General features: G+C 38.8%; 15 protein-coding genes and 1 pseudogene. 13 read left to right on the top strand and 3 right to left on the bottom strand.

Translation table 11 applies throughout. The features are described 5' to 3' along the window. Positions 1–127 precede the first annotated feature (127 nt). Positions 128–4,222, top strand: a complete 4,095-nt coding sequence (locus ACTQ5K_RS16765) for a carbohydrate-binding protein (protein WP_441994095.1) — start codon at positions 128–130, stop codon at positions 4,220–4,222. Between the two features lie 72 nt (positions 4,223–4,294). Here ACTQ5K_RS16765 and ACTQ5K_RS16760 read toward each other — a convergent pair whose 3' ends face one another. Next, positions 4,295–5,200 (bottom strand): DMT family transporter, encoded by a 906-nt coding sequence (locus ACTQ5K_RS16760; protein ID WP_441994094.1) that lies wholly within the window; start codon positions 5,198–5,200, stop codon positions 4,295–4,297. Between the two features lie 109 nt (positions 5,201–5,309). Between ACTQ5K_RS16760 and ACTQ5K_RS16755 the strand changes: the two genes are divergently transcribed. Beyond that, positions 5,310–6,746, top strand: coding sequence for an aminotransferase-like domain-containing protein (locus tag ACTQ5K_RS16755; protein WP_441994093.1), 1,437 nt, complete (start codon positions 5,310–5,312; stop codon positions 6,744–6,746). A gap of 94 nt (positions 6,747–6,840) precedes the next feature. Here ACTQ5K_RS16755 and ACTQ5K_RS16750 read toward each other — a convergent pair whose 3' ends face one another. After that, complete coding sequence (locus tag ACTQ5K_RS16750; RefSeq protein WP_441994092.1) at positions 6,841–8,418, bottom strand: FAD-dependent oxidoreductase; 1,578 nt, start codon at positions 8,416–8,418, stop codon at positions 6,841–6,843. Positions 8,419–8,511: 93 nt separating this feature from the next. Here ACTQ5K_RS16750 and ACTQ5K_RS16745 point away from each other — a divergent pair. Further along, positions 8,512–8,607, top strand: a pseudogene (locus ACTQ5K_RS16745) (dihydropteridine reductase); the annotation flags it as partial. An 856-nt stretch (positions 8,608–9,463) separates the two neighbouring features. Then, the gene (locus tag ACTQ5K_RS16740; protein WP_048719076.1) at positions 9,464–10,174 is read left to right on the top strand and encodes a GNAT family N-acetyltransferase; all 711 of its coding nucleotides are present in this window, start codon (positions 9,464–9,466) and stop codon (positions 10,172–10,174) included. Positions 10,175–10,493: 319 nt separating this feature from the next. On the opposite strand, the gene ACTQ5K_RS16735 is transcribed toward ACTQ5K_RS16740, so the two are convergent. Next, positions 10,494–10,814, bottom strand: coding sequence for a hypothetical protein (locus ACTQ5K_RS16735; RefSeq protein WP_414630350.1), 321 nt, complete (start codon positions 10,812–10,814; stop codon positions 10,494–10,496). 321 nt (positions 10,815–11,135) lie between these two features. Here ACTQ5K_RS16735 and ACTQ5K_RS16730 point away from each other — a divergent pair, with 321 nt between their 5' ends. The 9 genes from ACTQ5K_RS16730 (at position 11,136) to ACTQ5K_RS16690 (ending at position 21,973) form a co-directional block, all read left to right on the top strand. Next, entirely contained in the window at positions 11,136–11,381 is a 246-nt protein-coding gene (locus tag ACTQ5K_RS16730; protein WP_441994090.1) for a hypothetical protein, read from the top strand. Continuing rightward, on the top strand, positions 11,381–12,730 hold the full coding sequence (locus ACTQ5K_RS16725) for a tripartite tricarboxylate transporter permease (RefSeq protein WP_441994089.1): 1,350 nt from the start codon (positions 11,381–11,383) through the stop codon (positions 12,728–12,730). Before ACTQ5K_RS16730 ends, ACTQ5K_RS16725 begins: the two co-directional genes overlap by 1 nt. A 64-nt stretch (positions 12,731–12,794) precedes the next feature. Further along, positions 12,795–13,745, top strand: a complete 951-nt coding sequence (gene mvk / locus ACTQ5K_RS16720; RefSeq protein WP_031536461.1) for a mevalonate kinase — start codon at positions 12,795–12,797, stop codon at positions 13,743–13,745. Positions 13,746–13,769: 24 nt separating this feature from the next. Next, positions 13,770–14,759 (top strand): diphosphomevalonate decarboxylase, encoded by a 990-nt coding sequence (gene mvaD, locus ACTQ5K_RS16715; RefSeq protein ID WP_031536460.1) that lies wholly within the window; start codon positions 13,770–13,772, stop codon positions 14,757–14,759. Positions 14,760–14,774: 15 nt separating this feature from the next. Beyond that, positions 14,775–15,851 (top strand): phosphomevalonate kinase, encoded by a 1,077-nt coding sequence (locus ACTQ5K_RS16710; RefSeq protein ID WP_441994088.1) that lies wholly within the window; start codon positions 14,775–14,777, stop codon positions 15,849–15,851. 16 nt (positions 15,852–15,867) lie between these two features. Next, the gene (gene fni, locus ACTQ5K_RS16705; RefSeq protein WP_031536458.1) at positions 15,868–16,887 is read left to right on the top strand and encodes a type 2 isopentenyl-diphosphate Delta-isomerase; all 1,020 of its coding nucleotides are present in this window, start codon (positions 15,868–15,870) and stop codon (positions 16,885–16,887) included. Positions 16,888–17,104: 217 nt separating this feature from the next. Beyond that, positions 17,105–18,070 carry a tRNA dihydrouridine synthase gene (locus tag ACTQ5K_RS16700; protein WP_235252012.1) on the top strand — a complete coding sequence of 322 codons (966 nt, stop codon included), beginning with the start codon at positions 17,105–17,107 and terminating at the stop codon, positions 18,068–18,070. 853 nt (positions 18,071–18,923) lie between these two features. Then, positions 18,924–20,423, top strand: a complete 1,500-nt coding sequence (hutH, locus tag ACTQ5K_RS16695; RefSeq protein WP_031536456.1) for a histidine ammonia-lyase — start codon at positions 18,924–18,926, stop codon at positions 20,421–20,423. Between the two features lie 83 nt (positions 20,424–20,506). Beyond that, on the top strand, positions 20,507–21,973 hold the full coding sequence (locus ACTQ5K_RS16690) for a helix-turn-helix domain-containing protein (RefSeq protein ID WP_251629258.1): 1,467 nt from the start codon (positions 20,507–20,509) through the stop codon (positions 21,971–21,973). Positions 21,974–22,436 lie beyond the last annotated feature (463 nt).

The raw sequence follows: 22,436 nt of genomic DNA, 5'->3' as shown, positions 1-22,436 counted from the left end.
ATCCAGGGTGTACAAATCAACTTATAGCTGATCAGGTATACCCTTTTTATATAAATGGTAGTGCAACTATTGTTAAAAATATGGGGAGGGGATTAACCTGAAGAAGTTAGGAAAAGTATTACTATGTATGAGTTTATGGCTCTCTTTACCGTATGCAGCATTCGCATACAGCAACCCAATGGATTTACCAGAATCTTGGACATGGGATAGTGGGGAGTATTATGGAGAAGGGGACCCATTTATTCTAAAGCACAATGGTATTTATTATCTTTATGTTAGTACGGTAGATGATAAAAGTGGTGTGAAAGCTTGGACATCTGAAGATTTGATGGATTGGAAATATGCTGGTCTTGTTACAGAAGAACCTACTACAAAGGCTGCCTATGCACCGGAAGTAGTTTACTGGAATGGTGAATTCTATATGTATACATCTCCAGGTGGAAATGGGCATTATGTGTATAAAAGTTCAAGTCCTCTAGGCCCTTTTGAAAAACAAACGGATAACCTTGGAATGGGAATTGATGGACATGTTTTTATTGATGATGATGGCAAATGGTACTTTTATAGTACGGGATCAAACAGAATAGATGCACGCTCCATGCCATCGCCAGCTGAATTTGGCAAAGCAACAGATACTGGTGCAGAAATGAATGGCTGGACAGAAGGAGCAACTGTACTGAAAAGAAACGGCAAATACTATATGACATATACGGGAAATCATATTTGGAATAAAGCATACCGGATTGACTATGGAGTAAGTGATTCACCCAATACTGGTTTTACAGCAAATAAAGAGCAAAATCCACTTCTATTAAATACAGAAGGAGAAAATGTAGGGTTAGGGCATAACACAGTTGTCCGAGGACCCGACCTTGATTCTGACTACATTGTGTACCATAGTCATGCAAACCCTGGGCGTTACATAAACTTTGACCGCATAGCGTGGAATGGAGATAAAATGCTAGTGTTAGGGCCAACAACCTCTGACCAACCAGATCCTGCATTACCGGATTTTAGTGATCGATTTGATCGCACTGCCATCGGAGAAGATTGGAAAAATGTAAATGGAGGAAAATGGAGTATTACAGATGATTCTTCTAATTGGCTTGAACAGAAGACTTTGGGTGATACGAAATGGTATAGACAAGTAAGTAAAGTATCTACAGATAAGGAATATACAGCAGAATTTAATCTGAAAATGGTAGAAAAAGGGGAGAGTGAAAATCCTCGACTTGGTGTAGTTTTCTCCTACACTGATGAAAAGAACTACGGGACAGCTGTCTTGAGTCCAGAGCATAATCGACTGGAAACAAATTTTGTTGTTGATGGTGTGGAACAAGGCTGGGAGTACGCAGATTTACCAGAAGGCTATGATTACACAAAGCTGCATCAAATGAGAGTAGAAAAGGCAGAAGATACATTCAGAATCTTTGTGGATGGCATGCAAAAACAGACGCGAGAGGTTAGTAAAATTGGTGCTGGTAGCATTGGCTACACTACTTCAGATGTTCACGGAGCTTTTGGCTATACAGCTTTTAGTAATAAAGTAGACGGAAGTAATGTCTTTGATGCCTATAAGCCTTTACCAGGAAAAGTTGAGGCGGTTCATTACAATGCTGGTGGAGAAGGTGTTGGGTATCATGATAAAACAAGAAAAGAAGCGGTTAATCCGTATCGACAAGACGATGTGGATATTGCTGACGATTCCGACGGCAGTTATTATGTTGAATCAAATGAAAAAGGCGAATGGCTGAAATACAATGTAAATATTGCAGAAGAAGGCTTATATAATCTGGATTTACGTGTAGGCGCATCTTCCAAGGATGCTAAGGTAAGGATCTTGTTAGATGGAAAGACGGATATAACTGGGGATGTAAGTATTCCGCAATCAACGGATTGGAGAACGTTCTCTATCGAAAAGCTTAAATTACCAAAAGGAAAGCATACTTTAACCATGGAAGTGGTAAAGGGGTCGTTTGATTTTTCAAGCTTTAAAGTACAAGGATACAAAGCAGTTGACAGTTTATATGACGATTTTAATGACGGGGATGCAGAAGGATGGGACGAAATAGAGGGAACATGGAAAGTTGGTCCTTTTGAAGAGCAAAATATTGATTTTGATGAATACAAAAAGGTTCCTGGGGTAATTAATGCAGCCTATTACAACACTGGCGGTGAAGGAGTCGCCTATCATGATACGACGGCTGAGAATATTGGTGGCGTATTCAGAAGAGATTCTGTAGATATAAGAACAAATCCGGAAGGCGGCGGATATGCTGTTGGGTGGAATCAGACTGGTGAATGGCTGAAATACAATGTAAATGTGCAAGAAGCTGGCGAATATAATCTCAAGCTCTATGTAGCAACAACCTTCACAAGTGCCAAGGCACGTTTATGGTTAGATGATGAAATAGATTTAACGGGCGTATTTGATGTCCCGGCCACTGGTGACTGGAACAATTGGAAGCCTGTTATTCAAAATGGAATTACTTTGCCTAAGGGAAATCACACATTGAAACTAGAATTCGTGGAAGGGGAATTTGATTTTACAAAAATGGAATTATCATCCTTTGATATTCCTAGATCACTCCCTGGGCTCATTGAAGCGGAAGACTATAACACTGGTGGCCAAAATGTAGCTTATTATGATAAGACAGAAGGAAACGCTGGTGGACAATACCGCAACGATGATGTGGATATTCGAAAATTATCTGAAGGGGATTATGCAGTTAGCTCGATTCAAACGGGAGAATGGTTAATGTATGATGTAGATATTTTAGAAGAAGGAAGCTATGGACTTGATTTACTTGTTTCCTCTGTAAGCGATGGAGCGAAGGTGAAAATTCTTTTAGATGACGAGATAGATGTAACAGATGAAATTGCTTTGCCGAAAACGGGAAGTGTGGACACTTGGAAGAATGTATCATTACAGGATATAGCATTACCAGCAGGCAAGCATACGTTAAAAGTGGTTGCTGTAGAAGGGGACTTTGAGCTTTCGAAGTTCATGTTCCACCAATTTGATAAGCACAAAAAGCTTCCAGGTAAAATAATGGCAGCAGACTATATTACCGGTGGAGAAGGAGTAGCGTATCACGATAAAACAAGCGAAAATATTGGGGGCGAGTATCGACAGGATGCAGTAGATATTCGCGTTAACCCTGAAGGTGGCTACAATGTTGGATGGAATCAAACAGGAGAATGGTTAAAGTATAATGTTGATATTGCAGAAGCCGGTACTTACGATTTGGCCATAAATGTAGCTACAACCTATAAAGATAGTCAAATCCGCTTATGGCTTGATGATTCGATTGATTTAACAGGTGTTATTGATGTGCCTAGTACTGGTGATTGGAATAATTGGGAAAATGTTATTAAGGAAGATGTTTCCTTACCAGCTGGGCAGCATACGATTAAAGTAGAAATAGTAAAAGGGGAATATGATTTTAACTATTTTGAGTTCCTAGAGGAAATCGAAGTAACAGAGCCACAAATAATAGGGGAGTACAATGCAAGTAGTGAGACATTTGCCAAATCAGTCATCGGTGAAAACGAATGGAAAGACTATATTGTAGAAGCGGATGTTAAAGTGGCAGAAGGTTCTGGAGACGGAGGAGTCATCTTTAGAGTAAACAATCCTGCTAATGGAATCGAGCTTAGCCAAAATAATGCTGATTTTATGCAAGGATATGTAGCTTATATAAATGAAGACGGAGTCCACCTAGGAAAGCAAAATTATAATTGGGAGTATCTAGATGGTGCTTCACTTAAAGAACCAACATCCACTTGGCATCATATGAAGATTGAAGTGAATGGGACAACGATTAAAGTGTATGTGGATGATATGACGACACCGAAAATCAATTTTACGGACAATAGTCGTACTGCCTTTACACAAGGAAAAGTAGGGGTAAGATCCAATTATAATAATACGAAGTTTGATAATTTCTTTGTTAGATCATACGAAGCGGATCATTCGTCCATTCAAGAATTATTGGATATGTATAAGGGTTCAGGGGAGCTAAAGGATAGTCTTTATAAAAGCTTAAGCAATAAATTGAAGCAATCCCAAAATCACCTAGAGAAGGGGAAAGAAGATCAAGCAGTTAAATTTCTGCAAGATATGATTAAACTGATTAATAACGACAAAACTGAGAAATTGCCTGTTGATAAAAAGGAAAGCTTGAAGGCGGATATAGAAAGATTGATAGAGCAATTGTGAAGTGGGTGTCAGGCACAGTAAAAAGACAGTTGTCTTTTGATGGTGCCTGACACCATTTTTGGCACCATTTTTTTAAGAGGATGCCATATTTTTGATTCCAATGAATTCTATGATTTTCCTAATGTTTATTAACACAAGACTACTTAATATTAGAAAAACTCCAATAAGCATGACTGGGTGGACATTTTCCTCATAGAAAAAATGGCCGATAGTTAAAGCGATTAGCGGTGATACATACAACCATGTCGAGGGAAGAAAGGCATTGGTCTTTGCCACTAGGTAGTAATAGATAGTGTGGCCAATCATTGATCCTGCAATTGTCAAGTAAACGATAGATAAAAAACCCGGGATTGTTAGTGCAGGTGCTGTTTCCCTTGTAAATAGGGATAGAAGTAGCAAGAATATCCCTCCATAAATCATTTGCACAGCGTTCATGGCCATTGGACTTTCCTCTTTAAATATGCCAATAATTTTTCCAGAATAAATCGTACCGACTGCATAGCCGATTTCACCTAGGAGGATAATTCCACATCCTAATATCCAACGGATGCTCCAATCGATTGTAAGTCCAGGCAGAAAAAGAAAGAAGACACCAATAAAACCTATTATTACTCCGCAAATGCTGGATAGATTCATCTTTATTCGTAAAAATGCAGTCTGAATTAGGATAATCATAATTGGTCCTGAAGCCGAAAGTACTGCTGCAATTCCTGAAGAAACAAATTGTTCTGCCCAATAAAGGCTAGCAAAGGTAATAAAGGTTAAAGAAAATCCTGTGAACATAAGTTCTTTGCGACACAGTAGTTTCCAGGATGTTCGTTTGCGTATAAGAAGAAAAAAATAAAGGATGGCACCTGCTGCTAAAAACCGTATTCCCGCAGATAGAAAGGGCGGAAAGCCTTCATCTACTCCTACCTTAATGGCCAAAAAAGTAGTTCCAAAAATAAAACACATGATACAATACATAATTACCGTCATCGTAATCCCTCCTGCAATTAATTGTAAAATAGGCTGGATAGACCAGATGGAATTATATAGACCAGATTTAAGCAAATGGTACAATAATAGCAGATGAGGAGGGATTATAATGGTTGTAAAATCAGAACATACTGCCTTATACAAGCAAGTTTATGAATATATACTGACACGTATTAAAACAGGAGAATGGGAAAAAGACAGAAAGCTTCCTTCCGTAAGAGGTCTTGCAGATTTGCTAGGGGTTCATCGGTTGACAATCTTAAAAGCGTATCAACTTCTAAAGGAGGAAGGTCATGTCTACGCAAAAGATAAAACAGGCTATTATTGTAAAGATAGCAATTATTTAAGTGAAAAGGGAGAACAGCCTGCTATCCACTCCTATATTCAAAATAGCCATTTATCAGAAATTCATCGTGAGCAAACTTTTTATAAATTCTCTGCTGCAGTTATTGATCCAACATTATTGCCAAACAGATACCTTTCTCAACATGTTAAAGAGATATTTGATCGATACCCTCACTTGCTTGGGACTTATGCACCTGTAAAGGGAGATGATGAATTGATTGTAGGATTATCTGCCTATTTCCAAAAGTATGACAAACTGTACATAGAAGAAGACTCCATTATCGTTACATCTTGGGCACAGCAGGGTATTGATATTATTGCAAAGGTGTTTGTTCAGGGGCATGATTATGTGATGATTGAAAGTCCTACATACAGCGGAGCAATCGATATATTTGTGAATAGGGGAGCAAAACTCATTTCCGTCCCTATTACAGAATCAGGTTTTTGCCTAAAAGAAGTAGAATCGCTTATGAAAAAGTATAAACCAAAGCTTTTTTATACAAATCCAACCTATCACAACCCGACAGGTTATACGGTGCCAGCTGAACAAAGAAAGCAACTCGCAGATTTGGCGGAAAAATACCAATGCATTATTTTGGAAGATGATTCTTTTCATGAAATCTATTTCCACGAAACTCCTCCACCGCCAATATTTTCATATGATACAGGAGGGTATGTTATTTATTTACGCAGTTTCTGTAAATATATGGCGCCAGGATTGAGAATATGTGCAATGGTCGCCCATCCAAGCCTTGTCAAATGGCTCATTAAGGGAAAGGCGCTTGCGGATAATGGAACTCCCTTGCTTAATCAGAAAGCTTTTTTGTTTTACCTTACTTCGGATAGGGTCCGTATACATATGGAAAAACTAAGAATAGCATTGCAGTTAAGAAAAGAGCGAATGGAAGCAGCGCTCAAGAATCATTTTAAATGGGATAGCCCGGGTGGAGGATTAAATCTATGGGTTCGTATTGATGAAGAAATAGATAAAAGTTTATTGAAAAACAGAGCACTAGCAAGTTCTATTTCGTATGTACCAGGATCTATCTGCGCCCCGCATGGAAGAGATATCCCATATATAAGGCTTAGTTATTCTTTCTTGAATGAACTAGAAATTAAGAATGGAATACGAGAGTTAATGAATATTTATGATTTTACAGCCAAAGAAATAAGGGGAAGAGGTGCTATTTCAGGGAAATAGAAAATGGATGTTTTCTCTAGCTATTTTACCTTTTTGTCGACAAACTAAAACAGCTAAACAATATTTAGCTGTTTTTTTTGCTTACTTAATTTACTTAATAACCAGAGTCTTCTGAGGTAAGATTATCTATCAGTTTATAATCATATTTTTGTAATGGCTTCTCGGCAGGTCCTTCCAGCACTTCCCCTGTATACGAGAATCTAGAACCATGGCACGGGCAATCCCAAGATCGTTCACCATTATTCCATTTCACTTCACACCCCATGTGAGTACAAGTTGTATCTACGATATGAAGCATACCCTCTTTATCTTTATAAGCCCCTTTTCTGTGCCCATCAATGTCAATAACAGCTCCCTCATCGTTGGCTAGATGATGGATACTCTTCTGAGGAATTTCTAATTTCCCTTTAATTAAATGACTAACAACGTTCGCATTTTCCGTTAAGAAGTTTTTCAGACTTGGATTCGGATGAAAACGGGAAGGAGAATATAATTCCTGGTACTTGTTCTTTTTTCCTAGTACGATATCTCGGAATAAAACCGCAGCTGCGGTTCCATTTGTCATCCCCCATTTCCGATATCCACTAGCGATTAATATATTTTTTTGACCAGGGGTAATTTCGCCAATGTAAGGAATCTTATCCAGTGTAACTAAATCTTGAGCTGACCAACGGTATGTAATATTTTCAATGCCGAATACTTGTTGGCCGAAGGTCTCCAAGGCCTCGTAATGTTTGAGTGTTTCCCCTCCTTGTCCTGTTTTATGACTTTCCCCAGAAATAAGAATCATTTCTTCGCCATTGATTGTTGCATAGCGGAGAGACCTTTTCGGTTCATCGGCACTAATATACATACCACCTGGATATTCTGTTTTTATTTTAGCAGCAATAATATAGGAACGGTCTGCATGCATTCTTGTAGAGTAAAGTCCTGCTCCTTCATAAAAAGGGAAATGAGAACAGGCAAGAACGTATTTTCCTGTAATTCGAGCTCCTCCACGAGTAAGAACGATGGGGTGTTCGCCAGTCTCTATATCTACAGCTGTTGTATTTTCAAAGATGTATCCACCTTTTTCGGTAATTATTTTTGTAAGATGAGCCAAGTATTTAAGTGGATGGAATTGTGCTTGATTTTTCATAACAAGTGCATTAAATATTTCTAAATCGAAAGGGAGTTTATTTACGAGTTCGCCTTCAATAAGAAGCTCCTTATAGGCATCTGCCTCTTTTTCTAGTTTAAGTGCATATTCTTCTGTTGTGCTATAAACATAAGCATCTTGCTGAGTGAACTCACAATCAATTTGATGTTTATTGATCGTTTCTTGAACAAAGTTTAAAGCATCGGTGTTTGCCTCGTAGTATAATCTTGCCATCGTGTTCCCAGCATAGCGGATTAGTTCATCATAGATTAAATCATGCTGGGCAGTGATTTTAGCTGTGGTATGTCCTGTTGTCCCGTTCAGTAATTTGTCTGCTTCGATAATAGCAACTTTCAGCCCTTCATTCGCCAGCAGATAGGCGGAAGTAATGCCTGTAATGCCACCTCCTACAATAACGACATCAACTTGCATGTCATTCTCAAGGCGGGGGTACTCTGGTAAATGAGCCGTATTTATCCAATAAGATTCTGCGTTAGGGGGTAATTTTCCATTGTAATTAGTGTTGGTGGTCACTATATAAATCCTCCATCTAATAGGTTATACCGTTATTATTTCCATTTACTAGAAGGATGATACTTGCAAATAATGGAGTAAGGAGAATATACAATGCAAATATACTGGACAAAAATAAATAAGATTATTGAGGAAACGCTAGAGGTTAAAATATACCTACTTGACCGCCCGGAAGACTTTATATGGAAGGTTGTTGCCTGACACCATTTTTTTCTATTTTTCCCTTACTCACCATTTTCATCGTAACGACTTCCGTTACGCAAAGGAAAGAAGCTTAAAAGTAAATTAGGTATAGTATGTAGATAGGCAGTTGGTAACAAGAGATGAAAACATCAACAATCAGTATCTGGTAATCTAGATTAGCCTTTCATTTTTTTCTTCATCGCTCATTACCGAATGGACTTTTTATTTAACAAAGGGGATTAACTTGCAACAAATATAAAACGCTAACTTCTAAAGAGCTAAAATTTAGTTACGAGAGACTTAGGCACAATCCGTCAAAATGGTTAGTGAGAAATTTAAAATCTATTAATTGTGTATTGGAAATCATGTTATAGGGTTTGAATTTTCTCAGTCTATAATTGTTGGGATATTCTAATAGCATCAAAACATATTAATAAAAAAACTATAAAATAATTACAAAGAGGCTGGGACATAAGTATTTCAATCAACAACAAACACGAACTATAATGTAAATAAATTACATTATAGTTCGTGTTTGTTTTTTAGAAAAAGGTTTAAAAACGAAGTGAAATGGAGCGGAGGACGCTCGACTCCTGCGGGAAATAGAGACGCTTTAGACCCCGCAGCGCAGCGAGGAGCTTAGCTTCCTCCCCGGCGCATCGTGCGTCCGTAGCGCAATGGAACGACTGGTTTTTACACTTATCTAGATTTAAAAACATAGATAACCATCATGAGAAAGTAGCTTTATTTAAGAGATAAATTAAAGATTGTTCGTCTTTAAAGATTAGTTATTTAGTTTGGTCCCAGCTTCTTACTTTGCTATAATTATGTCATCAAATATGACATTCGGAGTGTAAAATAAATGAAAAAGAATAGATTCAAGCATGATGATTTTGAATATGATACAAACGATGAATTTTATTTTATAGCTGGTCACACGGATGGTGGTGCAACATTTGGACTTCGTTGGGAAGATATTATCCCAGAAGAATTGAATTTCAGACCAGCTATCAAAAAAGATGCAGAAGAAGTTGTAGAACTAATTCATCTTGCAATTGGAGATATCACTGAGCAGTTAACCGGTCAAACGAAGGTGGAAAATATTCATACGACTCTTGCAAAATTTTTTCGTGAAGAAAACAATCGTCTTAGCTATCAAAATGTGATAGTTGCGGATATTTTTGACGAGATAACTGGAATTATCGTAACTTATTCTGGCACAGATGCTTACCAATTGGACAAGCCTCTACTTGAACGTTTAAGAAGAAAAACAAGGAATCAGAACATTAACTTTGATCAAGAGGCGGATATTGGAGATTTATATATTGATACGATTTCTGTCTCACCAAAGTTTCAGGGCTATGGAATTGGGTCAGAATTGTTGAGGAAGGCTGAAGAATTAGCGTTACAGAAAGGATATGAGCGAATATCCCTCAATGTTGCCAAGGATAATCCCTATGCAAAAAAGTTATACATTCGTATAGGATATCAAGAAGATAAAGAGATACAGATTAATGGTCACACTTATGACTATATGGTGAAGACATTGAAATTTCATGCTAATAGGGATTAATTTATGTTGTTCCATCTAGGGTACATATTGGAGATTTTTTAAAGGAGAGCTTCTTCTGAAATTAGGAATCAATAAAGCAAGTGCGATTGATTAATTCAAGTGGAAGCAATCATTGATGTAGAATGCGATAAGCCAGATAATTTAATATACTAAATAAACTTGTAGAGTCATATTAGAAAAAATTCAATTGTTAGATGGGTAAACGTTTTAATTAACGATAATAGGACAAACGGAATGGTCAAAGGTTTAGAAGAATGGAGAGAAATGATATCTCAACAATTAATGTTTCAGGGGACAAGAAATCTGTCCCCTGATCCCTTTAGTATCCTGGATAATAAGGATTCGAATATGGATAAGGATACGGGGATGGGTAAGGATACGCATACGGGTAAGGAGCAGGTACTGGATAAGGAGTTGGTGTTGCGGCAGCGCCAAGTGCTAATCCTGTAAGAGTACCTAATGCAAATCCTCCTCCTGGATAATGTCCACCTTGATGATGCCAGTTTCCACCATTTCCCCAATTTGGATTTGGATGTCCGCCGCCATGTTGATGCCAATTATTGTGTCCACCATGGCCACCTGATGCATGACCACCACCGCCATGATGTGACCTCATGCCTATTTGATTAAAATTCATCATTTTTTTGTCCCCTTCCTTTAAAATCTTTATATCATATGCCTATATTCTCAAAATGGATATCAAAAATAGGTGACAAAAAATAGGTGACAGGCACTATAAAAAGACAACTGTCTATTTATGGTGCCTGTCACTATTTAAAATAAAAGAAGTGGTTATGCCATACGTAATTTGTGGTATAACAACCATGAAAACATATCTTATTTTTCAGAATTCAATTGAGAATCGTTTTCATCAAATGGAATTTAGTGTATAATCTTCGTGGGGAAGCGGAACCTAACAGTATGCTCATTTCTGATCATTAAATACAAGGAGTTTGATTGTATGGATAATAAAAATAATCAAGATACAAACGATAATATTGAGGTCTGGGAAGATCTTGTTCAAATAAAGGATTTGGTGTTGGCAATCGTAATTTGTGCGGTAACCACAATGGGGGCCTATTTTATTGCGCCAAATGAAGCACCAAAGCCTCTATTTTTCGGACTCTCCGGTGCTCTTATTGGTTTTATCATTTGTAGTTTTATCATTAAGCCAAAAAGAAACTTTAAGGGAACAGGAGAAAAATAATGGATATCATGTTAATTATAGAGATGATTGCTGCTGCCGTTTTAGCAGCTGTTTTATATACAATAATCGGCGTTGCACCAGGGACAGATGAAACAGCTGTATTAGCTCCGGTGACGTTAGCAATCGTATTGGCAGGGGTAGAGCCAATTGTGGTCTTAACCTTCTTTATCTCTGCGATTGTGGCTAATAAAGTAACGGATTCGATTCCAGTTGCGCTCGCTGGTATTCCTGGCGGGGTGATGGCAACCCCAATGGTAGAGCATGCACTCGTATTAAAAAAACATGGTATGCCTGATATCAGTATTCGCAAAATGGCATCTGGCTCTGTTATTGGGACGCTCGTTTCGGTTCCTGTAAGCTTACTTATGGCACAAGCCTTAATACCATTTTCTGATGTCATCAAAGAATATGCAAACCCGCTCTTTTTCATTGGTGCCGTTTTACTTGCATTAATGACCAAAAATAAAGTGTTAGCACTTGTATCGATTCTTCCATTTGCTTTACTAATTGAAGGCCTGCGCCATCTCTATTGGGGAATCGGAGTAGTGCCTGAGGGAACGAATGTCTTCATTTCCTTTTTCTTGGGAATTACAATTGGTCCCGTCATTTTGACCATATTTGAACTTTTACATAAAGAAAAGCGAGATAGTATGCCAAGGTTTCCAAAGAAAACGATTGATTTTGCGCAAACAAATCCCATTAAAGGATTTCCTAGTCCTTTTAAAATATTGACAAAGCAGGAAACCGCATCAAGTGTACTTGCCAGTTTTATCGGTTCTATCACCTTCATTATGAGCCCTGTCGGCATGACTATATTTCTTGGAGAACTTTTTTCAAGTAGAGTAAAGGATCCGGTGAAAAAAGCATCTGTTGCGATTGCATCAATGGAGGGGCTGACAAATGCTACGTATATTTCTGGAACCTTGATTCCTTTAATTGCACTCGGTATTCCCTTGTCTCCAATGGCGATTGGTCCAGCTAATGCCCTTTTTAATGCGCCGCCAGTCTTTACAACAGAGCATAACCTGCATCATATCTTATCAAATGCAGACTTTGTCTGGGCGACGCTTACCGGTGCAACGATTGCCCTTGCGATCACTTATTTTGTTACCGTCAAATACGCCCATAAAATTTGTGCCTTTGTGTTTCGGTGGGTTCCCCATGAAGCAATTCTAGGACTATTTTTCGGACTTGTGCTATTATTAGCTTTTATGGACGCTGGTTTTATTAATATTATTGGTGTACTAGTTATCGGGTTATTTGCTGGTATGCTTCACCGTTGGGGCGTGAATTATGGCGTTCAGTTTATGATCCTTTATTCAGCACCATGGATCATTACTTGGTTTTAAAATGTAGACAAAAGAGGTACATCTAGGTAAACATCCAATTTATTCAGTGAAAGTGGGGATATCGATGCTTGAAACTCCACAAAAAGTTGCGGTAGGCCGAGCACATAGTAAATTGATTTTAATTGGGGAGCATTCCGTTGTTTATGGGCAACCGGCAATTGCTTTTCCTTTTAAACAAATAGAAGTAAAAGTAACAGTGAAAACGATTGGGGGAAATACGATCCAAATCGAAAGCCCCTTTTATCAAGGACCAATTGAACAGATTCCTGAAAAGATGGAGGGAATTGGTGATTGTGTCATCCAAACATTGAAGGTTCTTGAAAAACGTTCATCAGGCTTACATATTCGGATTGCCTCCTCGATTCCAATTGGGCGTGGACTAGGTTCAAGTGCAGCGATTGCGATTGCACTTGTTCGCGGTCTTTTTGCTTTCTTCAATCAGAGTCTCAAGGATAGTCAGCTGATGGCATTGGTGGAACGTGCCGAAAAATTTGCTCATGGAACGCCAAGTGGGATCGATATGATGGCAGCATCTAGCGCCAATCCCATTTGGTTTCAAAAACAACAAGAGGTTGAAATGGTGAAAATAGGTGCTCCCTTTCATTTGGTTGTAGCAGATAGTGGCAGGATTGGCGATACGTATTCAGCAGTGAAATCGATTCGAGACAAGTATGAAAGGAAGCCGAAACAAATCGAGGAATCCATTACATTACTTGGCAAATTGACAGAAGATGTACGGTTAGGACTTGCAGTTGGTGATTATCAAAAGGTTGGCGATAAATTAAATCAAGCACATCAACAGCTCTCTTTACTTGGTGTCAGTGATCTAGGATTAGATGGCCTAGTAGAAGCAGCTCGAACTGCTGGAGCAGTAGGAGCGAAATTAACAGGTGGTGGCCGTGGTGGTTGTATTTTGGCACTAGTAGAAAATGAGACTATCGGCAAAAAGGTTGCAGATGCCTTGGTTCAAGCTGGTGCTACTCAAACATGGCAATACACAATAGCTAAATGCTAATTAGATTAATGAGGAGTATGGTTAATGGAAGCGATCGCTCGTGCGCACACGAATATTGCATTAATAAAATATTGGGGGAAACGCGATTCTAAGTTGTTTTTACCAATGAACAGTAGTTTATCGATTACTTTGGATCATTTTTATACGGAAACAAAGGTACAGTTTTCGGATCAGTTTGAAAAGGATTCTCTTGTCTTAGATGGAAACCAAGTCTCGGATCAGGAGATAGGGAAAATAACCACTTTTCTTAATCATGTACGCAATATTGCAGGGACTAAAACCTTTGCAACAGTGACATCGGTGAATCACGTGCCGACAGCTGCCGGTTTTGCTTCTTCTGCTTCCGGATATGCAGCATTAGCAGCAGCTGCAAGTAAAGCATTACAGTTAGATTTATCAGGCACAGAGCTGTCTGCTTTAGCTCGTCAAGGCTCTGGTTCTGCTTCTCGCTCTATTTTTGGCGGATTTGTTGAATGGCAAAAAGGAGAGAAAACGGACGGAACAGATTCGTTTGCGACACAAATCATAGACGAACAAGCGTGGGATGTGACTGTTCTATCTGTGGTAGTGGAAGCTGGGCCGAAGTCTGTTTCGAGCAGAGATGGCATGCAGCGGACTGTAGATACGTCTCCGTTCTATGATGGCTGGTTAGCAACAATAGAAGAGGATTTAAAGGGGATAAAGGAAGCCATTAAAGCGCGCGATTTTACGCAGCTAGGAGAAATCGCAGAAGCGAATGCCCTGAAAATGCACGCTACAATGCTAGGAGCAAAGCCGCCATTTTTATATTGGCAAAGTGCAACGTTTGACGTTATGCAGAAGGTCATGGAATTGCGCCAACAAGGCATAGAAGCTTACTTCACCATTGATGCAGGGCCGAATGTAAAAGTGCTTTGTGAACCGAAGAATGAACAGATAATTAAAGAAAAGTTTGCTGCTTTGCCTTCTGTCCGTGATGTGATTGTATGTCATCCAGGACCTGGGATTGAATATTTATCAGAGTGGAATGGATAAAGGGAGTGAGTCTGGATGCATGAAATCAAAGTTCCAGGGAAACTATTTATTGCCGGAGAATATGCGGTATTAGAACCTGGTTATCCGGCGATTGTTGTAGCAGTTGATAGGTTTATTACAGCACAGATTACAAAGAGTGAACAACAGACTCTTTCTTTGCCGCAGCTGGGTCTTCCTAATGTTGCTTGTCGATTTGAGGGTGGACAAGTCATTTTTGAAGAGGAAGACACAAGATTAGATTTTATAAAAAATACAATCGCTGTGGTGCATCAATATTTACAAGAAAGGTCTATTGAAACCAAGCCTTTTTCCCTGACGATAACGAGTGAATTGGATGATGCCGATTCTGGCCGGAAATATGGACTAGGGTCAAGTGCAGCCGTAGTTGTCGCTGTTGTTTCCTCTATTTTAACATTGTATAGAGATTTCTTGCCTGTTTCGAAAACCCTTATTTTCAAACTAGCTGCAATCGCTCATTATCAGACACAAGGGAGTGGTTCTTGTGCAGATGTGGCAGCATCGACATATGGTGGTTGGCTCCACTATACAGCGTTTAAAGCGAGGTGGTTAAAAGAAAGGCTGAAAGAGAACGGATCTATTACTCCATTGGTAGAAGAAGAGTGGCCACATCTACAGATCGAGCCACTAGAAGCCCCTGAAGAATTAGTACTTGCTGTCGGCTGGACTGGTAGTTCTGCTAAAACAGCTTCTTTAATAAAGAAGATTGAGCCGCTTAAACAGAAAAATTCTACTATTTATGGAGATTTTTTACGTAAAAGCCGTGATGCTGTATCGACAATGGTAGAAGGGTTTAAACAGAGCGATATGGAACTAATGATGGCTAGCTTATCCGCTAATCGATTGGCATTGCTAGAGTTAAGTGAAGAGACTGGTGGCGCAATTGAAACGATTCATTTAGAAAAATTGATTGCCATTGCTAATTGTTATGGCGCCGGAAAATCGTCTGGTGCAGGTGGCGGTGATTGTGGAATTGCTTTTACAAGTACAGACAAGCTTGAACGATTACATAAACAATGGCAGGATGCTGGTATTGTTCCATTAGATATCCTCCCTGCAACCAAATATAATTAGACTGGAGTTTGGAAAAATGACTGATTCAATTGATAAAAGAAAAGCCCAGCACATTGAGTTGGTTTTAAATGAAAAAGTAACAGGTGATAACATATCGACTGGTCTTGAAAAGTATCGTTTTCTACATAACGCCTTGCCGGAAATTGATTTTGATGAGATTACATTAGATACAGCGTTTTTAGCTAAAAAAATGAAGACGCCTTTTTTGGTAAGCTCGATGACCGGTGGAGCAGCAATGGCGGGGACGATAAATCGAAATCTGGCCATTGCTGCAGAGGAAAGAGGTTGGGCATTTGCCTTAGGTTCTACAAGAGCACTGATTGAAAATGAAAAATATCGAGAATCCTTTCAAGTTCGAAAATATGCACCAACCATTCCAATCATCGCTAATTTAGGTGCGGTTCAGTTTAATTATGGCTTTGGAATCGACCAATGTAAACAAATTATCGAGATGACGGAAGCGGATATGCTCGTTCTTCATTTGAATAGTATTCAGGAGATTGTACAACAAGAAGGAGATCGGAATTTTAAAGATTTGTTGGGGAGTATTGAGCAAGTATGTACACAGCTAGATATTCCCGTTGGTGCAAAAGAGGTGGGCTTCGGAATTGATGGCACCATCGCGAAAAAATTGACCGACGTTGGCATCTCATTTATCGACGTCGCTGGTGCAGGCGGTACATCATGGAGCCAAGTGGAAAAACTACGCTCTAAAGAGAAAATCAAGAAAATAGCAGCAGAAGCTTTCAGTAGCTGGGGGATCCCAACTGCCGAATGTATTGTATCTGTTAAAGACGCGATTGATAAACCGATTATCGCAAGCGGTGGAATCAAAAATGGAATGGATGCTGCTAAGGCTATCGCGCTTGGATCAGATATGGTTGGCTTTGCCCGGTCGATTTTAAAAGAGGCTACAGAATCACCAGAGGATTTAATTGAACTTTTTGAGACTCGAGAGCTGGAATTACAGATGACTATGTTTGGAATTGGTGCAGCTACTGTTGGGGAATTGAAGGGAACAGATAGGATTAGGTAAGGAAGCAGGGGAGTTCTTTTGCTTCCTTTTTGGCTGCCATCTATACTATATTAAATAGGCACTTCATACATTTTTAACATAGTATATAATGTTAAAATTTTCTTTAGTTTGATAAAAGTTAGTGAAAAATGGTATAAGTGTAAAAGAATCATGAATTTTGTACTTATTAGGGACAAGGGGTCTGTCCCCTTGTCCCTTTGAAAGGATTTGAATAGATATGAAAGAGAATTTTTGGCGTGACTTGCCACGACCATTTTTTGTGCTTGCACCAATGGAGGATGTGACAGATGTTGTTTTTCGTCATGTGGTGAGTAAAGCAGGGAGACCAGATGTGTTTTTTACTGAGTTCACAAATACGGAGAGCTATTGTCATCCAGAGGGTAAACAAAGTGTACGTGGAAGACTAACTTTTACCGAAGATGAACAGCCAATGGTTGCCCATATTTGGGGGGACAAGCCCGAATATTTTCGCCAAATGAGTATTGGTATGGCGGAGCTTGGATTTAAGGGGATTGACCTTAATATGGGCTGTCCTGTACCAAATGTGGCAGCTAAAGGGAAGGGAAGCGGCCTTATCCTACGTCCAGAAGTCGCTGCAGAAATAATCCAAGCGGCAAAAGCAGGAGGATTACCGGTAAGTGTGAAGACAAGACTTGGTTATACGGAGATAGAAGAGTGGCACGATTGGTTAGCACATATACTGGAACAAGATATCGCTAATCTCTCCATTCATCTGCGTACAAGAAAAGAAATGAGCCAAGTAGATGCCCATTGGGAGCTTATCCCAGAAATCAAAAAGCTCCGTGATCGCATTGCGCCAGATACCCTTTTGACAATCAATGGGGATATTCCTGACCGTCAAAAGGGCTTGAAGCTAGCCGAGCAATATGGTGTGGATGGAATTATGATAGGGCGTGGTATTTTCAAAAATCCATTTGCCTTTGAAAAAGAACCGAAAGAGCATAGCAGCAAGGAATATTTGGATCTCCTAAGATTGCAGCTTGATCTTCATGATAAATATTCAAGTGAATTAGAGCCACGTCCATTCCAAGCTCTTCATCGCTTTTTTAAGATATATGTAAAAGGATTTAGAGGAGCGAGCGAATTGAGAAATCAATTGATGAGCACAAAGTCGACGGATGAAGTGCGTGCGATGCTTGATGGGTTTGAGATTGTTGGATAGTAGACTAAAGCGATCCTCCAAATATATAGGCTAATATTAAATGGGTATGTGTGTTTTGTATAAAACTCACACACCCATTTTTTGCATTGGCTGAAACTTGTAAGTCAGCGTTTCTAAAAACATTAATAGTCCATATTACATAAATTTTGGGGGGGAATCATTAAATTAAGCCTCCGGAACATTTGGTGAGTGGCTTTGCAAGTCCAAAGTCTAAGAAACAATTTGTACTTACAGATGAAATTTATGAATTTATTTGTAATGCATGGATTATTAGAGAATATCGAGGGTTCGAGAAGGTCCGCACTACTCGATTCAGGACAAAACATCTTATTTAAAAGGGAGTGAGTTCAAGAGATTCTCATTTTAACTGCATTAGGGTTAATCGTACCAAAAGTAAGTAGTGAGTTCTTATATAAATAAGGATTTTGCCTTTCAAATAAAGAAACTCGCCAATTCCAATGGAAAGATTCCCATTTTATATACCAATGCCACTATCAAATCGGCACATATTTAAAGAAAAGCACCTCAAAACGGAGCCCTTTACTCTAACAGTAGAGGTTTTTTTACGTTATTTTAAAAGTAATGATCATATATTTAAAGTGAAAGTAAAATTACTCTGTAAAAAGAAAAGCGATTAATTTTTAATAAGGAAGTCATAAACTATTTTACTAAGTATTACTGGGTAAAGGTATTTAAATCCCTTCCCCACTATATATTATCTTAATGGATATAATTTAAGGATGATAGAAATCCATATACTTAATTTTTAATAATCAAATACTTATGTTTTTCTTGAAAATAGAAATTAGTTTTTTTGTATTATACCCGATTAAACCTAAAGGAGGAACCCACCATGCTAACCCTAACCGGCAACAACCTAACCTTACCCACCCTAAAAAAAATCCTCTACACCAACGAAACCGTCCAACCATCAAAAGAAAGCCTAACAAAAGTAAAAAACAGTCGAAAAGCCGTCGAAGAAATCGTAAACCAAGGAAAAACGGTTTATGGCATTAATACGGGCTTCGGCAAATTAAGCGACGTCCGTATTGATAAGGAAGATGTAGAAACACTACAGCTCAATTTAATCCATTCCCATGCTTGTGGAGTAGGTGAACCTTTTGCTGAAGTGGTTTCAAGAGCTATTCTTCTTCTAAGGGCGAATGCCTTACTAAAAGGATATTCAGGAGTTCGACCGCTCATTATTGATAGATTACTAGCACTTCTCAATAAAGCCATTCATCCCGTCATACCACAGCAAGGATCCCTTGGAGCAAGCGGCGATCTTGCGCCCTTATCTCATCTTGCCTTAGCACTTCTCGGAGAAGGAGAAGTATTTTATAAAGGAAAAAGAAGACCTTCATTGGAAGCTTTACAAGCTGAAGGCATAGAACCAATCAGGCTTTCCGCAAAGGAAGGGCTAGCACTGATAAATGGAACACAAGCAATGACTGCTATGGGTGCTGTTGCTTACTTAGAAGCGGAGAAGCTAGCCTATCAATCGGAACAAATTGCCGCAGTTACGATGGAAGGATTAAGGGGAATTATTGATGCATTCGATGATGACGTGCACCAAGCAAGAGGATATCAAGAACAAATTGATGTCGCTCAGCGAATGCGCGCATATCTTGCTGGTAGTAAGCTAATAACGGTACAAGGGGAACTACGTATTCAGGATGCTTATTCGCTTCGTTGTATTCCCCAAGTGCATGGTGCTACTTGGCAGACGTTGCAGTATGTGAAACATAAACTAGAAATAGAGATGAATGCAGCGACAGATAATCCTTTAATTTTTAACGATGGGGAAAAGGTTATTTCTGGCGGGAATTTTCATGGTCAGCCGATTGCACTTGCGATGGACTTTATGGGGATTGCGATGGCAGAATTGGCGAATATTTCGGAGCGGCGGATTGAACGATTAGTTAATCCTCAATTAAATGATTTGCCAGCATTCTTAAGCTCGAAGCCTGGATTGCAATCTGGGGCGATGATTATGCAGTATGTCGCAGCTTCATTGGTGTCGGAAAATAAAATTCTTGCCCATCCAGCTAGTGTGGATTCGATTCCGTCTTCTGCAAATCAGGAGGACCATGTTAGTATGGGGACCATTGGTGCGAGGCATGCCTATCAAATTATTGAACATACACGAAAAGTGTTAGCGATTGAATTAATTTGTGCGACTCAAGCTGCGGAAATTCGCGGAAAAGATAGAATGGGAGCTTTTACGAAAAAGGTAGTGGAGCAAGTAAGAAACTATGTTGCTCCAATTGAGGAGGATCGGATTTTCGCGGATGATATCGAAAAGTTAAGTAAAGCATTGAAGGAATCATTTGAAATCGATTCAGAGATTTAAGAATGAAAATTATAGCATTATTCTAATGCCTGTCTACTGTTATAATAGTGTCAAAGTCATTATGAATAAGGGAGCAGGTTTTTATGTTTAAAATCTTGATTGCAGATCGTGACAGGCAAGAAGTGAATGGAATAGAATGGCTTGTTTCAAAATATTCATCCCCAGATTTTATCATGGAAAAAAGAAATGAACTGGCAGAAGTATTAGCAGTGCTTGAAACAGATTTACCGGATATTTTGTTTATTGAATTAGATATGATTCCAGACACCCATTGGAAGATGGTTCAATCCTATATTAATAGATATGCAAAGAAGGTCGTTACTCTTACAGCTGAAACTACATTTGAGCGTGCAATGCAGGCGATGTCCGTCAAAGCAGTTGATTTACTGGTAAAACCATTAACGCCGAATCTCGTCAAGAAAGCCTTTCAAGAATTAATGCGCATGCAATTACCCCTTTTGAACGATGAAAAAAATACCTCGAGAACAGCATATGACTCGAAATATGAAGCACTGTTTATTGATGATATGATTCCGTATGAATATCCAGTATTTCTCATAGAAAGTGAATGGAATGATGCATTGGATGAAATAAGAGTATTTAGTAATGAATTTGATTTTTATTACAAGCCTGTTATTTTTTCAACGAGTGATCATCTTGTCCTTGCCTTTCAACATGAACTGCAGGATGAAATCAATGAAGCAAAGCGTTTCTTAAGAGAATGGGAAATCGAGCATGATGCGCCTCTTGCAATTGCGATTAGTCATCGCGACCAGCATTCTCTCTACCAGACATATAATCACTTAAGAAAAGCAATTAACGTAACGTTTTATACAGGATACCGCCAAGTAATTCTCGCCAATGATTTTCACGATTGGGTCGAAAGAGATCCTTTTTTAACGATGGAACAGCAACGGGATTGGGTCCATATGCTTGATGAAAAGGAAATTAGTGAAATTAAGGCATGGATGTACGGAGAATTTTTCAGTATGAAAAGTCCTTATCCTTCTCCTAGTATGCTTCGAACAAGGTTAACGAGTATTCTTGCACAGGTTCGTCGCTATATGATTAAAAGCGGACTGCAAGATAGCAGCAGTGAGAATTATTATAAGGATGTTTTTAATAAAATCTTAAATTATAGTGTTCTTTATCGAATTGTCCAGGAAATAATTTTGTTTATTGATTACTTATTTGATATCCAAAATCAACGAGTAGAAAAACCGAAGCTGGACATCATGGAAGCAGCGATTACTTATATGGAAAAAAATTATTATCGTTCTGATTTATCGTTAGTCGAAGTAGCAAATCATATCGGTCGTAGTCCATCCTATTTCAGCTATTTATTAACAAACAAAAACAATAGAAGCTTTCGAGAAATCCTGACAAATATCCGTATTCAAAAGGCAAAGGACATCTTAAGCACCTCCGATACACCAATCCAAAACACAGCAAAATTAGTCGGCTTTAATAACCCAAATTACTTCAGCCGCATCTTTAGAAAACAAACAGGACTATCCCCAAGAGAATTTATCAGGCAGCAAACACTTTAATATAGGCTGTTATCTTCAATAGGTAAAAAGAATTAGTTGGAAACAATTAGCAGCCGGAATACACGTAGACTCCTGTGGGATTAGCGAGACAGCCTGAGACCCTGCAGGAGCGTAGCGACGAAGCGGCTCAGCGCGAGCCCCACGGAAAGCGAAGTGTATTCCGGCTGCGGGCGATAGCAACAAACTTTACGAAAAAAGCCTTAAGAAGATGCCTCCTATTGAGAAATAATTGGCAGGGACGTCTTTAGATATTTTGATTTTTAACTGCGTTGAAAACAATAAAACAGGTTATCATCTAATATTTTTATCCAATCCAAAATTATCATCATAAATTTAACCGTTTACATACAGCTTGTCAGATACAACCCGTAAATAATTATCCTTTTTCATAAGATAATTACCTATTATAATTTATTAATTTTGATAAAGTTTAAATTATAAGAAAATTTAATCATTTAGGGGG

Source organism: Niallia sp. Sow4_A1, from assembly GCF_052116745.1.
GTDB classification, from domain to species: Bacteria; Bacillota; Bacilli; order Bacillales; family Cytobacillaceae; genus Niallia; species Niallia hominis.
This window is presented reverse-complemented; position numbering and strand designations above follow the sequence as displayed.

Excerpts from the sequence above, each read along its gene's own strand:
- ACTQ5K_RS16760 (WP_441994094.1), bottom strand. The coding sequence starts at position 5,200 with ATGACGGTAATTATGTATTGTATCATGTGTTTTATTTTTGGAACTACT.
- ACTQ5K_RS16710 (WP_441994088.1), top strand. The coding sequence starts at position 14,775 with ATGCATGAAATCAAAGTTCCAGGGAAACTATTTATTGCCGGAGAATAT.
- ACTQ5K_RS16740 (WP_048719076.1), top strand. The coding sequence starts at position 9,464 with ATGAAAAAGAATAGATTCAAGCATGATGATTTTGAATATGATACAAAC.
- ACTQ5K_RS16730 (WP_441994090.1), top strand. The coding sequence starts at position 11,136 with ATGGATAATAAAAATAATCAAGATACAAACGATAATATTGAGGTCTGG.
- mvaD (WP_031536460.1), top strand. The coding sequence starts at position 13,770 with ATGGAAGCGATCGCTCGTGCGCACACGAATATTGCATTAATAAAATAT.
- ACTQ5K_RS16755 (WP_441994093.1), top strand. The coding sequence starts at position 5,310 with ATGGTTGTAAAATCAGAACATACTGCCTTATACAAGCAAGTTTATGAA.
- hutH (WP_031536456.1), top strand. The coding sequence starts at position 18,924 with ATGCTAACCCTAACCGGCAACAACCTAACCTTACCCACCCTAAAAAAA.
- ACTQ5K_RS16700 (WP_235252012.1), top strand. The coding sequence starts at position 17,105 with ATGAAAGAGAATTTTTGGCGTGACTTGCCACGACCATTTTTTGTGCTT.
- ACTQ5K_RS16690 (WP_251629258.1), top strand. The coding sequence starts at position 20,507 with ATGTTTAAAATCTTGATTGCAGATCGTGACAGGCAAGAAGTGAATGGA.
- fni (WP_031536458.1), top strand. The coding sequence starts at position 15,868 with ATGACTGATTCAATTGATAAAAGAAAAGCCCAGCACATTGAGTTGGTT.
- mvk (WP_031536461.1), top strand. The coding sequence starts at position 12,795 with ATGCTTGAAACTCCACAAAAAGTTGCGGTAGGCCGAGCACATAGTAAA.
- ACTQ5K_RS16735 (WP_414630350.1), bottom strand. The coding sequence starts at position 10,814 with ATGATGAATTTTAATCAAATAGGCATGAGGTCACATCATGGCGGTGGT.
- ACTQ5K_RS16725 (WP_441994089.1), top strand. The coding sequence starts at position 11,381 with ATGGATATCATGTTAATTATAGAGATGATTGCTGCTGCCGTTTTAGCA.
- ACTQ5K_RS16765 (WP_441994095.1), top strand. The coding sequence starts at position 128 with ATGAGTTTATGGCTCTCTTTACCGTATGCAGCATTCGCATACAGCAAC.